11 protein-coding genes and 3 pseudogenes are annotated in these 15,371 nt (G+C 68.6%); 6 read left to right on the top strand and 8 right to left on the bottom strand.

Features of this window, described 5'->3' with window-relative positions; genetic code table 11:
- Positions 1-10 precede the first annotated feature (10 nt).
- From A5695_RS28070 to A5695_RS24780, 3 genes and pseudogenes are all read right to left on the bottom strand, one after another.
- Positions 11-722: pseudogene (locus tag A5695_RS28070) on the bottom strand (AMP-binding protein); the annotation flags it as partial.
- A gap of 147 nt (positions 723-869) precedes the next feature.
- Positions 870-1,778, bottom strand: a complete 909-nt coding sequence (gene bphC / locus A5695_RS24785) for a biphenyl-2,3-diol 1,2-dioxygenase (protein WP_068088750.1) — start codon at positions 1,776-1,778, stop codon at positions 870-872.
- A gap of 9 nt (positions 1,779-1,787) precedes the next feature.
- The gene (locus tag A5695_RS24780; protein WP_068088743.1) at positions 1,788-2,972 is read right to left on the bottom strand and encodes an acyl-CoA dehydrogenase family protein; all 1,185 of its coding nucleotides are present in this window, start codon (positions 2,970-2,972) and stop codon (positions 1,788-1,790) included.
- A 59-nt stretch (positions 2,973-3,031) separates the two neighbouring features.
- Here A5695_RS24780 and A5695_RS28065 point away from each other — a divergent pair.
- Positions 3,032-3,387 (top strand): annotated as a pseudogene (locus A5695_RS28065) (cyclohexanone monooxygenase); the annotation flags it as partial.
- A 56-nt stretch (positions 3,388-3,443) separates the two neighbouring features.
- Here the strand turns inward: A5695_RS28065 and A5695_RS24775 are convergent.
- From A5695_RS24775 to A5695_RS24765, 3 genes are all read right to left on the bottom strand, one after another.
- Positions 3,444-7,904 (bottom strand): cation-translocating P-type ATPase, encoded by a 4,461-nt coding sequence (locus A5695_RS24775; protein WP_082946286.1) that lies wholly within the window; start codon positions 7,902-7,904, stop codon positions 3,444-3,446.
- A 474-nt stretch (positions 7,905-8,378) separates the two neighbouring features.
- Positions 8,379-9,251 carry an alpha/beta fold hydrolase gene (locus tag A5695_RS24770; protein WP_197515610.1) on the bottom strand — a complete coding sequence of 291 codons (873 nt, stop codon included), beginning with the start codon at positions 9,249-9,251 and terminating at the stop codon, positions 8,379-8,381.
- Between the two features lie 231 nt (positions 9,252-9,482).
- Positions 9,483-9,665, bottom strand: coding sequence for a hypothetical protein (locus tag A5695_RS24765; RefSeq protein WP_068088739.1), 183 nt, complete (start codon positions 9,663-9,665; stop codon positions 9,483-9,485).
- 120 nt (positions 9,666-9,785) lie between these two features.
- Here A5695_RS24765 and A5695_RS24760 point away from each other — a divergent pair, with 120 nt between their 5' ends.
- On the top strand, positions 9,786-10,211 hold the full coding sequence (locus A5695_RS24760) for a PPOX class F420-dependent oxidoreductase (protein ID WP_068088737.1): 426 nt from the start codon (positions 9,786-9,788) through the stop codon (positions 10,209-10,211).
- A gap of 15 nt (positions 10,212-10,226) precedes the next feature.
- On the opposite strand, the gene A5695_RS24755 is transcribed toward A5695_RS24760, so the two are convergent.
- Positions 10,227-11,111 carry a TIGR03564 family F420-dependent LLM class oxidoreductase gene (locus tag A5695_RS24755; RefSeq protein ID WP_369830235.1) on the bottom strand — a complete coding sequence of 295 codons (885 nt, stop codon included), beginning with the start codon at positions 11,109-11,111 and terminating at the stop codon, positions 10,227-10,229.
- A gap of 160 nt (positions 11,112-11,271) precedes the next feature.
- On the opposite strand from A5695_RS24755, the pseudogene A5695_RS24750 reads away from it, so the two are divergent.
- The 3 genes and pseudogenes from A5695_RS24750 to A5695_RS24740 all read left to right on the top strand — a co-directional run.
- Positions 11,272-11,589, top strand: a pseudogene (locus tag A5695_RS24750) (molybdopterin dinucleotide binding domain-containing protein); the annotation flags it as partial.
- Positions 11,590-11,670: 81 nt separating this feature from the next.
- Complete coding sequence (locus A5695_RS24745; RefSeq protein ID WP_082946284.1) at positions 11,671-12,771, top strand: type III polyketide synthase; 1,101 nt, start codon at positions 11,671-11,673, stop codon at positions 12,769-12,771.
- Between the two features lie 11 nt (positions 12,772-12,782).
- Complete coding sequence (locus A5695_RS24740; RefSeq protein WP_068088726.1) at positions 12,783-13,292, top strand: isoprenylcysteine carboxyl methyltransferase family protein; 510 nt, start codon at positions 12,783-12,785, stop codon at positions 13,290-13,292.
- A 15-nt stretch (positions 13,293-13,307) separates the two neighbouring features.
- Here the strand turns inward: A5695_RS24740 and A5695_RS24735 are convergent, their stop codons facing one another.
- A complete protein-coding gene (locus tag A5695_RS24735) occupies positions 13,308-14,153 on the bottom strand; it encodes an SDR family NAD(P)-dependent oxidoreductase (protein WP_068088723.1) in 846 nt (281 codons plus the stop codon).
- A 183-nt stretch (positions 14,154-14,336) separates the two neighbouring features.
- Here A5695_RS24735 and A5695_RS24730 point away from each other — a divergent pair, with 183 nt between their 5' ends.
- Complete coding sequence (locus A5695_RS24730; protein ID WP_068088720.1) at positions 14,337-15,365, top strand: alpha/beta hydrolase; 1,029 nt, start codon at positions 14,337-14,339, stop codon at positions 15,363-15,365.
- Positions 15,366-15,371: the final 6 nt, after the last annotated feature.

Here is a 15,371-nt window from a genome sequence, read left to right as displayed (position 1 = left end):
GGGTTCTTCGGGTGGCCAGGAAGTTGTCGAGTTGTGCGCAGTGGTAGAACGGCAGGGAATGGATCTCGACATCGTCGGCGGACATGTCGCCGGCCAGGATTGTGCTGACGTAGTTCCACATCAGGGTTCGGCTGGTGTGCATGGCGCCCTTGGGGCGCGATTCGGTGCCGCTGGTGTACATCAGCCGCAGCAGTTGGTCGTCGTCGATGTGGGGGCGTGGGGCCGTCGATGTGGTGCGCAGCCACTCGCCGAAGTCGGGCCAGCCAGTCGGCGCGGACTGCCCGGGCGGCAGCAGCGCCGCCTTCGTCGTTACCGATCCGCCCAGTCGCATTGCTTGGTCGGCAGGTGGGTGTCAGGGCCGCTTCGACGATGAATCCTCGTGCGCCACTGTGGCCGAGCAGGTAGCAGACCTCCTCGGCGGTGAGCATGAAGTTGATCGGGACGAGGACCACCCCTGCCCGTGCGGTGGCGAATACCAGTACGGCGTATTGCCAGCAGTTGTGCGACAAGAGCGCCAACCGATCGCCTGCTTGAAAGCCATTGTCGCCCAACGCCGCAGCCGCGCGGTCCACCAGGTTCTCGAACTCGGCGAAACTGAGCACGACATCACCGTCGATGATCGCGATCTTGTCGGGGGGGCTGCTCGCCGGCCGGCGGGGGATATCACCGAGCGCATGCCTGCGTGCGCGCGCGACGGTGAGGTCAAGGTCGTCTAACTGCATGGGGGCCACCGTAGGCGCCGGTACTCGACGGCCTGCCGCCGGTGTCCCGCAGAGTCGACAGAGGGCTGCCCGATAACGATGGACGGCGTCGATGCCCGGCGTGATGAGCACCGGCGCAACCGCGAGAGGCGATGTCGGTATCCGGCCTCACAGCCGCATGGCCGCGGGCATTTCGCCGATCCACTGATGACCCCAGTAGCTGTCCGCGGTGATTTCCTCTGCCGTGTAATAGGTTTCGTCGACGCGCATGCCGTCGGTGCCGAACTCGATGTCCCAGTCTCCGGGGGCGCGGACGTAGAACGACACCATCTTGTCGTTCGTGTGCCGGCCCAGCGTGGAGGACAGCTGGAAGCCCTCGGCGTTCACGCGGTCCAGCGCCTGCCCGACGGCGTCCAGGCTGTCGACCTCCACCATGATGTGCACCAGGCGCGGGTCGCGCTGATGTGCGGCCGGCACGATCGCCAGGCTGTGGTGTCTTTCGTTGATGCCCAGGAAGCGAACGCGTACGGGCCCAAATTCTTTCGGCAGCGGCACCCGGAACGCGCCGCGCGTGCGGAAACCCAGCACCTCGGTGTAGAAGTCGAAAAGCCCGTTCGGGTCCATCGCCGGCACCACGACGTGGCCCATGCCCTGGTCGCCCGTGACGAATTTCGCACCGAACGGGGTGACGACGGGGCTGTGGTCGAGCACCGCACCGTGGAACACCTCGAGCGTCGTGCCGGCTGGGTCCTCGAAGGTGATGACCTCTTCGACGCGGCGGGCCTCGGCCTCGTCGGCGGACAGTTGCTTGAACGGGGTGCCGGCGGCGTCCAAGGTCGCCTTGACCCGTTGCAGCGCCGGGCGGTCCCGCACCTCCCAGCCGACCGTCAGCACCCGGTCGGTCTCGCCGGGCACCACGATCAGCCGGGCGGCGCGCTCGTCCATCCGCAGGTACAGCGCCTCGGAGTCAGGGCCCTTACCCTCGGCGAAACCCAGGACACCGAAGGCGAATCGCCGCCAGCGGCCGATGTCGTTCGTCGAAATGGTGATGTAGCCCAGGCTTTTCAGGTCGGTCAACGTGCTCTCCTAGATCAAGGCCCGCAGCGGGCCCTCGGGCGGATCGATACCCAGCGAACTGAGCGCCGATGCGTGATAGGTGGTGCCCGGCATGTGGATGGCGTGCAGCTGACCGACGTGCACGTCGCGCCAATACCGTTGCAGCGGCTTATCCATGCGGGCCGCGTTGCCGCCGGAGCGGGCGAAGATCTCGTCGACCGCCGCCACCGCGCGCCACACCGCGCGGATCTGGGTGCGCCGACCGGCCGCGCGGTCGGCGAACGACACCTCCTTGCCGGCGGCGACCATGTCGTAGATTCGGTCGGCGTTGGCCAGCAGTTCCTGGCGGGCGGCGTTGATGTCGGCGGCCGCCTCGCCGATGGCGAACATGACGTAGGGGTCGTCTTTGATGGCGGTTCCGGTGGCGCCGATGCGCTCGCGCTGGTAATTCAGGTGCGCGGCCAGGGCCCCCTCGGCGATGCCGATGGTGGCCGCCGAGATGCCCAGCGGGAACATCGTTGACCACGGCATCAGATACAGCGGCTCCGTCATGCCGGCCTCGCGCTGGGCGGTGCCGTCCATCACCTTCGTCGCGTCCATCACCCGGTAGGACGGGACGAACGCGTCCTTGACTATCACGTCCTTGGAGCCGGTTCCACGCAGCCCCACCACGTTCCACGAGTCCTCGACGATCTCGTAGTCCTTGCGCGGCAGGATCATGTGCAGCATCTGCGGCGGCATGAGCGGATTGCCCTTGTCGTCGCCCAGCATCGCGCCCAGGATGATCCAGTCGCAGTGATCGGTGCCCGAGCTGAACTGCCAGCGGCCGTTGAAGATGTAGCCCCCGTCTACGGGCTTGGCCACCCCCTGCGGCGCGTACGGCGAGGCCATCCACGTGTCGACGTCCTCGGCCCAGATCTCGGCGGCGACCTTCGGATCCGCGTACGCCAGCTGATAGGGGTGCACGCCGACAACGCCGACGATCCAGCCAGCCGCCGGATCGAGTGCCGCGGTCGCCATCGTCGTCTCGGCGAACTCGCGGGGGTGGACCTCGAAACCCTGATATTGCTTGGTTTGCAGCAGCCGGATCAGGCCGGCGCCCTTCATCAGCTTGACCGTGTCATCGGTGAGCCGGCCGATCCGCTCGGCTTCGGGGGCCTGGTCGCGCAACTGATCCGCCATCGCCACGACCCGGTCGAGTACCCGTTCGGTCATGTTGGTGTCCTTACGTCTGGAGGCTTAGTAATGGTCTACCGCAGTTCATGCCTCAGCCGAAGCCATTCCCCGACCAGACGACTGACGTGACCGCCAACGACGAGGCCCGGAAGTTCTACGAGGAGAAGGTGCGCGCGGTCATCGGCGACCCTGCGCTGGCCGACCTGCTCACCCCACCGGGATCAGAACCGCCGACGCGCACTACGACGTCGACATGATCGCGCTGGCAACGGGATTCGACGCCCTGACCGGCGCGCTGGCCAAGATCGACATCATCGGACGCGGCGGCCGTCGGCCGCGGCACGACTGGGTGCAGGGGCCGCACACCTACTTGGGCCTGGGCGTCGACGGATCTTCCAATCTGTTCCTGATCGCCGGGGCGCCCGCGGTGCTGGCGAACATGGTGCTGCACGCCGGGGGCAGCGCGGAAGGCATATTCATCAAGCCGCGCGGTGTCCGTGACCGAGGGACTCACGGGCGCTCGGTGACAGCCTCCGCCGAAATCCGATGCTGGTGTAGGTCCACCAACTTCAGCGCCCGCGCGGCCTTCGCGGGAGCCATCACGACCGCGGTGTGTGGCGCCCGGGATCCGCTGTGCTGCGCCGGTGGTGGGCCGGACTTGGCGGGCTCGTCGGGTTCCGGGTTATCGGTGGGTGGTGACGGTTCGTCCCGGCCTCCCGACCGCAACCGGTTGGTGGCGGCGACGGCGAGGACGGCGGCCGTGGCGGTGCCCAGCCCCTGCGCCCAGCCCACCGGGCCGACCGGCGTGCAGCCCAGGAGTTGGCTGATCCCCGGGGTGGTGATCATCGCCGTGAACGCGGCGAAGGAGCCGGCGGCGGTAAGCAGCACCAGCGGCGCGTGTGAGTCGACCACGGTCTGGCCCAGCTCGACGGCGACCAACGAGATCAACGCGACGGTGGAGGCCCGCTGCGGCAGCCCGGTGACCGAGGCCATCACCCAGGCCGTCGTGGCGGCGGTTGCGGTGAGCGCGCCCCGCGCGGCCACGGTTCGCATGAGCGCGCGCTCGTCGATGCCTTGCGCCACCCGTTGCACCGGCCCCGCCGGAGTGCTGACGGCGACCGCGGTCGCGGGCAACGCGTCGGTGAGCATGTTGATCAGCAGCAACTGCCGGGTGTTCAGCGGCGAGGTCCCGGTGAGGGCCGTGCCGATGACCGAGAAGATCACCTCGCCGGCGTTGCCGCCGAGCAGGCCGGCCACGGCCGACTGGACTCCGCGCCACAGCCGGCGCCCCTCGTCGATGGCGGCCACCAGGGTCTCGATGCGGCCTTCGGTGAGGACCAGGTCGGCGGTGGTGTGGGCGGAGTCGCTGCCGCGCGCGACCACACCGACGCCGACGCTCGCGGCCCGGATCGCGGCGGCGTCGTTGGCGCCGTCGCCAACCATGGCGCACACCCGCCCCGCGCGCTCGAGCGTCTGGACGACCTGCACCTTGTTCTCCGGCGACATCCGGGCGAAGATCACCCGCTCTAAGACCGCGCGCTGCTGATCCTGCCGGGACAGCGCGTTCCATTCGGAGCCGGTGATCACCTGGTCGGCGCTCACGGGCACCCCCAGTTCACGGGCGATTGCGGTGGCGGTGACGGGGTGGTCGCCGGTGATCAGCCGGATGGCCACGCCGCGGGTGGCTAGGTCCGCCAGCAGCTGCGGCGCCTGGGGGCGCGGGGTGTCCGAGAGGCCCAGGAATCCGGTCAGCGTCAACCCGGTCTCGCACAGTCCGGTGATGTTGTCGGGGTCTTTCCGCAGCGCTCGCGCCTGCGCGGCGCTCAGGCGGCGTTGGGCCACCGCGATGGTCCTCAGTCCCGCGGTCGTCAGGGCGGCGACCGCTTCGTCCACCTCCGCGCCGACGTCCCCGCACGCCGCCAAGATGACTTCCGGCGCGCCCTTGACGGTCAACTGCGTACCCGTCACCGAGGCCGAGAAGGCCCTGCCGGAGCGGAACGGTAGGTGTGCGTCGGGATCGGGTCGTGGGCCGGACCCCGCCACCGCGTCAGCCGCCTTGATGATGGCCTCGTCGGTGGCGTGGACGTGGGGATTGCCGTCGTCGGCCGGCGCGGCCTGGGCGGCGCACCGCAGGACGTCGTCGCGGGAATGGGCAGCCACCGGGTGCACCTCGGCGACCCGGAGGCGGTTCTCGCTCAGCGTTCCGGTCTTGTCGAAGCAGACCACCTCGACGCGGCCGAGCGCCTCGGCGGCGCGCGGCACCCGCACCAGCGCCCCGCATTCGCCCAGTCGCTGCGCCGACGCGGATTGGGCGAGGGTGGCCATCAGCGGCATGCCCTCGGGGACGGCCGCCACGGCGACGGCGATGGCGCTGCCGAGGGCTTGGCGCAGGCCACCGGCGCGCAGCAGGCCGAGGGCACCGACCGCGATGCCGCCGCCCGCGCTGAACGGGAACGCGCGGCTCATCAGCCGGCTGAGTTGGTGGTGCAGGCCGACGGTCGGCAGTTCACCGGACGCCAGTTCGGCCGCACGGCGGCTCTGAGTGTCGGCCCCGACGGCGGTGACCACCGCGACCGCGGTGCCGGCCACCACGGTGGTGCCGGCATAGATCATGCAGCGGCGCTCGGCCAATTCGGCCCCGGGCGTGGCCTCGACCTGCTTCTGGACCGACAGAGATTCACCGGTCAGCGACGATTCGTCGACCTCGAGGTCGTGCGCCTCGATCACCCGAGCGTCGGCGGGCACCACCTCGTCGCTGCGTACCTCGATCACGTCGCCGGGCCGCAGCTGCTCGATGACAACTTCTCGGTAGCCGCGTGCGCCCTCGGGTCCCGGGGTAACCACGCGGGCCGGTGGAGTCTGCTGGGCGAGCAGGCGGTTCAGCCGGTTCTCGGCCCGAAGCTGTTGGGCCGTCGACAGCAGCGCGTTCCCGGTCAGCACGGTCCCAACCAGCAGCGCGTCGGTCGGCGACCCCAGCACCGCGGTGGCCGCCGAACACAATCCGAGGAGCGGCGTCAACGGGTCGCCGGTCAGCTCGGCGACGGCGGCCCTGGCGAAGTTCCACGCCCCGGCGGGGAACCCTGTGCCATCGTGCGCGGAATCCGTTGCCGCAGAATGCTCGTCGGGGTCGCGCAGCGCAGCCAGCACCTCGCGGACCCGCTCGGCTGACATCGCATGCCACTCGAACGCTGGGGCCGGCCGGGGGACGGGCGTGCGAATCGTGCCGAGCGCCAACAGGTATCCCGATAGCAGTCCCGCGACGGCGCCGACGGTCACCGGGCCGGGCCCGCGCAGTCGGCGCACGCCGGGCACCATGAACAACGCGCCGAGCGCCGACGCGCCCACCGAGATCGCGATGCCCTGTTGGCTCGCCCTCCTGGCCGCCGGCAACGCATGCAGCACCCGCCACGCTCCGGCCAGGTCGTCGAGCATCAGGTCGGCGGTCCATGGCGGCGGAGCATCCGAGTCCGGCCTAATCCCCAACGCCACGTCGGCGCCCGAAAGTGCTTGTGCGCCAGAGGATGACAGCACCGCGACGGTGTGCCCATCCCGTTGCAGCGCGGACACCGCATCGGCGAGGGCGGCGTCGATGTCGCCGCCGGTCGGTTGGACGTCGTCGAAGGCCGGACGCAGGTCACCAAGCAGGTCGGTGTCGACGGACACCAGGCGCGCGCCGGAGTCGCGCGCGCGGGTGATCAACGCCGACGCCAGAGGGTGTGGAGCCGGGGCGATGAGCGCCTCGACCGGACCGCCGCCGTTGACTTCGTCGGCCGAGGTTACGGGAATCGGATGCCAGCCCGGGGCCGCGCCGTCGTCGAGCAGCTCCTGTGCGCGGGCCCAGGCCAAAAGCAAGTCGTCGTCGCTGGCGCCGCGCAACCGAACCACCCGCATTTGAGCGCCGCACAGCACGCGCGGATCGATCAGCAGCGCATCCACCTTGTCAAGCCTGCGCAGACTTTCCGGCCGCAGGGGAAGCACCGCGTGTTGATCCGCCAAGCCTCGCCCGAGCGTCGCCGCGAAGGCCTCGTGCGTAGTGCGCATCGCCTTCGGCGAGGCGGCCAGCGCGGCGTTCGATGCCATGGTGACGTCGCGGGTGAGGGCACCGGTCAGGGCGACGCCGAGCATCTGCACCCATGCCACCCGCGTCGCATGACGTTCGATCGGGCCGGCTGGTGGGGGAATCGGGCGCGGCAAATCGTGCAGGCTTGAGTCGTCGGCATGCCGGGCCAACTCGGGCTCATAACGGGCCCACGCGCGCGCTGCGGCCCGGCACTCGGCGGCCTTGAATGCCTGCATCGCCAGGTCGACCGAGAGCTTTGCCGGCGACAGCGTGACAACATGCGCGGCGGTGCCGAACACCGACAACGCGGTGTCCGTTGCACCGGGGCCGATCCCGCCCTCGAGCGCACGACGCAGCCACGGCTGATGATTCGCGATCGCCGACACCGCCTCGACGGCGATCGGGGCCGCCGGCAACCGCAATGCCCGGCCCGCGACCGCGGCCGCGAACCCGGCGGCGTTGACGGCCACCATCGCGCCGCGGGCGGCCAACAGCAGCCCGTCACCGGGTAAGCTTTCGCCACGCGTGGAACCGGCTGCGCCGTAGTCCTTTTCAGCGTTGTCGAGCGCGGCGCAGAGCTCGCCGAGCGACGCCCCGTCGTGGTCGATCTCGACAACCACCCGCGACAGCGGACGGTTCAGGCTGACTTTCGTGACGCCGGGCTGGGCCCGCAGCGCATCGACCGCGGCGCGGCCACGCGCCGCCCCGCCCGTGCCGTCGAGGCCGCGTACCTCGATCCACAGGCGCCCGTCGCCGCGCCCGCACCGCCGGTTCAGTGTGGATCGGGAGACGTCCCCCGAGAGCACCTGTGCGCCCACTCGGACTGGCAGCGCGACAACGTCGAGGCCTGCGGCCGCCAGCTTGGCGACCGCGTCGCCAAGTTCCGCGGCGGCGCCGAGTCCCGTCGACATCGCCCGCAGCGGCGAAAGCTGTCGCACGCGCAACCCCCTTCACGCACATGACGAATGATTGCTTCGCGGATTTCCGCGAGGGAGGCCGACGACCCACGCTGGCCGCGACCGCAAACCTGACCAACCTAACCCGGGGTCAAGGGCCCAGCAACCTGAGAGGGACACGCGTAACGAACATGTAAAAAGTGATCGCTGCTGTTAGGCCGCTTCGATCAAAATGTTCGGGCGGCCTGATTTAGAGATTTAGCAAACCCCAATGGGCCGTTGTGGTTACGCCCGTTCCTGATTGAATCCGGTGCGCCCTTGACGCTCATGCCGTCCGTCCTAAACGTGTGGGCATCGATAGTGGTCGGCTGCCGCAAACCCGTCCGATGGCGGCGACCCGCCGCGCCCGGCTTCGCCGCGGTTGCGATCGCCGCTAGGTCCGATGGCGGCGACCCGCCGCGCCCGGCTTCGCCGCGCTTGCGATCGCCGCTAGCCGCGGGTGAGAAACGCCAGCACCGTGCTCTCGAACGCCTCCTTGGCCTCGATCATCGCCCAGTGCCCCGAGTTCGGGAAGATGTGCAGCTCGGCATTGGGGATGGTGCGCATCGGGATGAGCGCCATGTCCGGTGGGCTCACGCGGTCGTCGCGCCCCCAGGTCAGCAGGGTGGGTGCGGTCAGCTTGTGCATGACGGCCCATGGCATCGGCCGGTCGGAGGCGGCCATCGCGGCGTTCATCGCGCCGAAGGCCGCTTTCCCGTACATGCGGCGCGCGGCGGCCAGCGTGTCCGGGGCGGTCGCCAGCTCCCAGCGTTCCTGGACCAGCTCCTCGGTGATCAGTGCCTGGTCGTAAACCATCGACTTCAGCCAGTCGACCAGCCGCTGCCGAGTGGGATCCTCGACGAACTCCTGCAGCAGCCGGATGCCCTCGCTGGGGCTCGGGCTGAAGATGTTGGTCCCGACGCCTCCGATGGTGACCAACCGGTCGACTCGGTCCGGGCTGTGGGTGGCGAAGTTGATGCCGACGCCGCCGCCCATCGAGTTCCCGACGATGTGCACCCGCCCGACGCCTAGCGCGTCCAGGAAGGGCGGCACGGTTCCAAACGCGGTCACCATCGGGTGACCGCCGAAGTCGTCGCTGACGCCGAACCCGGGAAACTCCAGGATCAGGCAGCGGAACCGCTCGGTGAACGTGGGCAGTATGCCGCGGAAGTTGCGCCACCCCGTGACGCCGGGTCCGGAGCCGTGCAGGAACAGCAACACCGGAGCGGAGTCCGGGCCGCAGTCGTAGTAGCGCAAAGCGCCCTTGGGAGTACTGATTTCGCGCAGGTCCTGCTGCGTAACGGTGTCTGCCACGGGTGTCACCCTGCCATGCCGCGGCGGTCAGCTCTGCTGGCGGCTCGATTCGCGGCGACATGACTGTGATGTTGAGTCTGGCACCGGCGATGATCGGGCCGAGTGGATACATGGGGTCGACCCCGACACCGAGACCGGCACGCTGGCCACCATCGGTGACCCGAATCCGCTCACGGGCGACCAATTCCCACATCTCCACCGCCGCGGGCCTAATCCGCGAGGTGCGACCACGGGCGGGTCTTACCTCACGAGATAAGGACGGAAGCCACGCTGGGCCACCGGTGTGACCCCGTTCAGGTCGAAGACGGCGATGAGGGCGCGCAAGAGGGCGGGGGACCAGTCGTCAAAATGCTGCGCATCCATGCGATCGAGTAGTTCGCCGCGCAGGCGCTCGATGCCGGTGGGCTCCTGGTGATCGGTCATGTCGTGAACGACGCTAGGAGCGGCATCCGGCGCTTGTACAGCCAACTGGCCAGATTCAAATGTCCTTCTTGGCCGATATGTAATGGGAATGAATCGCCGCGCGCGAAGGTATAAGCACGCATGAAACTCAACGGCGCTGCGCGCGATCTCATCGGCAAGGGTGCCGACGCCACCCTGGTCACCCTCAATCCCGATGGCAGCCCCCAGGTGAGCGTCGTCTGGGTCGCGCTGCAGTCGACACCCGACGGGGACGAACTGGTCACCGCGCACCTCGCCGAACACAAGAAGGTGCGCAACGTTCGCAACGATCCCCGCGTGGCCGTCACGATCCTGGCGCTGGACAAGGCCGGCCAGGGCATGCGGCCCTACCTGTCCGTCACCGGGACCGCGCGAATCGTCGAGGGCGGGGCGCCAGAACTCCTGACGGAACTCAACCCGGTCCTGGGCGATCCCAACATGAATTTCCCCCCGGAGGGCGCGCCGCCGGGATTTCTCACCCGCATCCGCATCGACAAGGTCGGCGGCATCGGCCCCTGGGCGTCCTGAAATCCGGTCCGAGACCTAGTTGACGTACCCCCGCAGCAGGCTGCGGGTCCGGGCCCTACCCTCTTCCGATGTGTCGAATGCATAGGCGACGAACTCGTCGACGCCGGCCGCGCGCAGCTCATCGAGGCGTTCGGTGACGACCGTCTCGTCGCCGATAATGGCCGCATCCTGCGGATCGCGGTAGCCCTCGCGATCGAGCATTGCCCGGTATGACGGCAGTTGTCCATAGAGGGCGAACTGCTCGGCGGCTTGTGCGCGCAGCTTCTCGACGTCATCGGTGACCGCGATCGGAAGCGAGGCCGCCACCCGCACCGCGCCCTCGGGACGGCCCGCCTCGGCGGCCGCGGCGCGAAGGGTGGGCCCGACGTGTTCGGCGAGCGTCTTGGGTCCGGTCATCCAGGTCTCGGTGCCCGCGCAGCGCCGCCCCGTCAGCCGCAGCAACTGCGGACCGAGGGCCGCGATGTACACCGGTGGGGCCGAGGCGCCGGGAACGCGCACCGAACCGCGGGTGGTCACCGTTTCGCCCGTCGCGTTGGCGTCCTTGCCTTCCAGCAAGGGCAGCAGGCCGTCGAGGTATTCGCCGAGTCGGCGCACCGGTTTGTCCCACGGGATGCCCCACATTCCCTCGGTGACCATGCGATGGGTCATGCCAAGCCCGAGGATGAATCGGCCACCGGAGATCAGGCTGAGGGTGAGGGCGCGCTGGGCCATCAGCATGGGGTGCTGGTTCTGAATGGGCAGTACGCCGGTCGCCACCTCGATTGTGTCCACCTCGCGGAACGCGATCGCAAGCACCGCCGAAACGTCGGCCTGCCAGGGCATTTGAGCCACCCAGGCCCGGCGGAATCCCTCGTCGCGCAGCTTCGCGAGTTCCGATACGTAGTCGTCGACCAGCGACACCGAGGGCTCGTCACCAAGGAAACAATTGACGTTGATTTGCACCGCATCCCTTTCTGTGGATTCTTGCGCTGAAACCGTAACGAGCGCCCTCCGTGCAGGGTTCAAGCACGCCGGCCCGGCATGGGCGAGGCGCGTTGCGCGAAATGGCACTTCCGCGACGGACAATGACGTCGTCACCGTCAAGTCGGCGGCCGGTGAAATCAAAGTGCCCGTCGAGGTCACCGAGGCGATCAAGCCGGGCGTGGTGTCGATGCCCCACGGCTGGGGACATGGCAAGCCGGGCACTCGCATGGCGGTGGCCAACGGCTCACCGGGTGTGAACACGAATGTGCTTTCCCCGCCGACATTTATCGACGAGCCGTCCGGTAACGGCGCGCTCAACGGGATACCGGTGACGATCGTCGACGATCAAGCCCGATTCCGGCCCGCACCGACACACGAAAACCGTGTCACCCCCTCACCCCTGTCGCTTGGTTAACGGCAAACCCGGGTCTGTGGTTCATCTCACCCCGGCCAACTTTCACTGAACCGTCCGGTGGGGCCGCCCGTCGGGATAGGCATGACTGCAACAACACATCTCACATCCCCCAGCCGCGGTGCTCAACATGGACGCGGCGCGCCGCACATCGCTGGGGCCGCGGTGGCCTTCACCTCGCATCGCTACAACCAGGACGAAGTCGCGCGAGAGTTAACCGAGTTCACCGACCCGCAGTTCCTGCGCTTCGCGCAGACAACGGGAGTCGACCAACGCAGCCTCGCGCTGCCGCTCTCGCGCTACCCGCGGCTGAGCGGCTTCACCGAAGCGAACGACGCCTACCTCGAGGTCGCGGTCGACCTCGGCGAGCGCGCGATACGGTCGGCATTGGCAGAGGCCAACGTCGAACCGCACGAGGTGGACACGATCGTGATGGTCTCGAGTACCGGTATCGCGGTGCCCACCATCGACGCGCGGCTGATGACCCGGATCGGCCTGCGGCCCAACGTCAAACGTGTCCCGCTGTTCGGCCTCGGCTGCGTGGCCGGGGCCGCCGGGATGGCACGCGTGCACGACTACTTGCACGGCTATCCCGCGGACGTGGCGGTGCTCCTGTCGGTCGAGTTGTGCTCGCTCACGCTGCAGCGTGACGACACCTCTATCCCCGCCCTCATCGGGGTGTCCCTGTTCGGCGACGGCGCGGCCGCGGTCGTCGCCGCGGGAGCAGACCGAAACCCGTTGAACGGCAATGCCGGCCCACGAGTTCTCGCTACCCGCAGCCGCGTGGTGCCGGAGACGGTGGACGTCATGGGCTGGAACGTCGGCTCCAGCGGATTCCAGCTCGTGATGTCGCGCGACGTCCCGAAAATGGCCGAAACCTACCTCAGGGACGAGGTTGACGGTTTCCTCGCCGACCACGGGTTGTCCCTCGCGGACGTCGCGACCTGGGTGTGTCATCCCGGTGGCCCCAAAGTGCTCGACTCGATTGAGGAGGCGCTGGACCTACCCCCAGAGGCCATGGTCCACAGCCGAAACTCGATGCGGGACAACGGTAACATCTCCTCGGTGTCCGTGCTCGACGTGTTGCGCCGGACCCTCGCGGAACCGCCGGCCGCAGGGTCGCTCGGCGTCATGCTGGCGATGGGGCCGGGCTTCAGCTTCGAGCTGCTCCTGCTGCAGTGGTGAGGGGCGAGGCCATGTACTTGTACTACTACCTGTTCATCCTGGCCGTCGGCGCCGAACGCCTGATCGAGCTGGCCGTGTCGCAACGAAACACCAAATGGTCACTCGCCCACGGGGGCAAGGAGTTCGGCCGGGACCACTACCCGGCGATGGTCAGCATGCACTCCCTACTGCTGGTCTCGTGCGTCGTGGAAACCGGGGCCCTATCCCGGCCGTTCATCCCCTGGCTGGGGTGGCCGATGGTCGGCGTCGTGGTGATCAGCACGGTGGTGCGCTGGCGCTGCGTGGCCGTGCTCGGCAAGCATTGGAACCCGAGGCTGATCGTGATCCCGGGCGCACCGTTGGTCCGCGACGGGCTGTATCGCTGGGTGCGCCACCCCAATTACGCGGCGGTGGCGGCGGAGGTGGCGGCGCTGCCGCTCGTTCACTCGGCGTGGCTCACGGCGATCGCGTTCAGCATCGCGAACGCGATCGTGCTCAGGGTGCGGATCCGCGCCGAGAACGCCGCATTGGGCCTGGTGTGAGGGCCGATTCGGTGATCACGGCGCGATGGGCCGATTCGTCCACTCGCGGTCGGGCCGGCGCGACGAGCGGAACCAGCCGCCCGCCGCGCCGGTACCGCCGTCGGTCGGGATGGTGTGGCCGGTGACGAATGCGGACGAGTCCGAGACCAAGAACAAGATCACGCGCGCCTGGTCCTCGGGCACGCCCATGCGGCCGACCGGAACCCATTGCGGCCACTGGGCCTGCTCGTCCGGGGACAGCCACTGCGAGTAGGGCACCTGCAGGGATTCGGTGACGTCGGGCGCGATCGCGTTGACCCGCACCCCGTGCCCGCCCACCTGGACCGCGAGGCTGCGGGTGAACTGGATGACCGCGGCCTTGAACGCGGCATAGACCGGGTCTTCGGGGTAACCGCGCAACCCCTCGATGGACGACACATTGACGATCGCGCCGGCCCGACGGGCGACCATCGCGGGCAAGAACGCGTGGGTCACCAGGAAGACGTGGTGCAGGTTGACCCGGTACAGCTGGTCCCAGAGTCCGGGCTCGGTGTCGGCGAAGTTGCCCGGATGCCGCAGCCAGTGGCCCACGTTGTTGACCAGTGCGTCCGCCCGGCCGTAGCGCTCCAACACCGATCGCGCCATGTCGTCGACCGCGGCCGGGTCGCGGACGTCGGTGACCACCGCCACCGCCGATCCGCCTGCGGCGGCGATGTCGTCGACCGTCCGTGCGGCGAGCCCGCCGTCGATGTCGACGATGACCACATGTGCGCCATGGCGGGCGAAGAGCCTCGCGGTGGCCGCGCCGATGCCGCCGCCCCCGCCGGTCACCACAGCCACCCGGTCGCCCAGCAGCGCGTCCGCGCGCGTTTCGTCGCTCATCGCTTACATCTTGGGCCACCGGGGGAAGCTGGTCGATGCCCGGCCCGCCGAACTGCGGAAAGTTTGCGGATACCCACCGTCGGACGCCGATAAACCGTGATGTACCCAACATTCATGCCGCCGTTACCGAAAGTTAGTCGCGCTCACGGACGGGTATTCGGTGCGCACTGAGGAGGTAGCCCAATGGTGAGCACCGGCCCGCACCGCGTATTGCCAAGTGGCGCAATGACGCGGCGAGTCCACCATCGCCACAGCCCACAGTCGTTCGCGGTTGCGTTGGCCAGCAGGCTGATAGTGAAGAACACCGTGCGCGCGTGGGCTTTCACCCCCAACATGCACTGGCCATTCGAATACGTCGACGGATTGGCGGGAATGATGCCGCGGTTCGGCATTTCGGCGAAGATCGAACCGGTGCGGCTGGAAAACTGCGCGGCCGAGTGGGTTTGCGCGCCGGGCGCTTCCACGGATCGGGCCATCCTGTACCTGCACGGCGGCGCCTTCCTCACCTGCGGCCTCAATACGCACCGTTCGGTAGTCACCCGCCTTTCGAAGGCCGCCGACGCGGCCGTGCTCACCGTTGGGTACCGCAAGCTACCCAACCATCAGATCACCGACGCAATCGAGGACGGGATGAGCGGCCTTCGCTGGCTGCAGGATCGCGGCTTCGACGGTGACCGGGTGGTGGTGGCCGGCGACTCAGCCGGGGGATACCTGGCGTTCATGACCACGCTACTGGCCATCGGCAGCGAGTTGATGCGGCCCGCCGGCATCGCCGCGATTTCGCCGTTCACCGATGCCGACCCGGCCCGAAAGCTGAGGCACCGCAACGCGGGCCGGTGCTCGATGTTCACTCGCGGCGCGCTGTCGATGTTCGCCCAATACCTCAACCAGGCGCAGCTGTTGGAGGGACATGGGGAGTCCACTGTGGTCTCACCGGTGGACGCCGACCTATCGGACTTGCCGCCGGTCACCATCCACGCGAGCTCCGACGAATTGCTGTTGCCCGATGCCGAACTCATGGCAAAGCGCTTGGAGGCCAGCGGAATTCCGTGCGATTTGCATCTGTGGGACGGGCAGGTTCACGACTTCCCGCTAGCGGCGGACATTCTGCCCGAGGGCAGGCGGGCCGTTCGCCACATCGGCCATTTCATCAAGGAAGTCACTGCGGCGCCGCACGCGTGGCGCCGTGACCGGCATGCGGAGGCGGGCTGACCGCGT

This window comes from Mycobacterium sp. E1747 (genome assembly GCF_001667775.1).
Lineage (GTDB): Bacteria > Actinomycetota > Actinomycetes > Mycobacteriales > Mycobacteriaceae > Mycobacterium.
The sequence above is the reverse complement of the archived record's forward strand: the minus strand, read 5'-3'. Positions and strand labels throughout refer to the sequence as shown.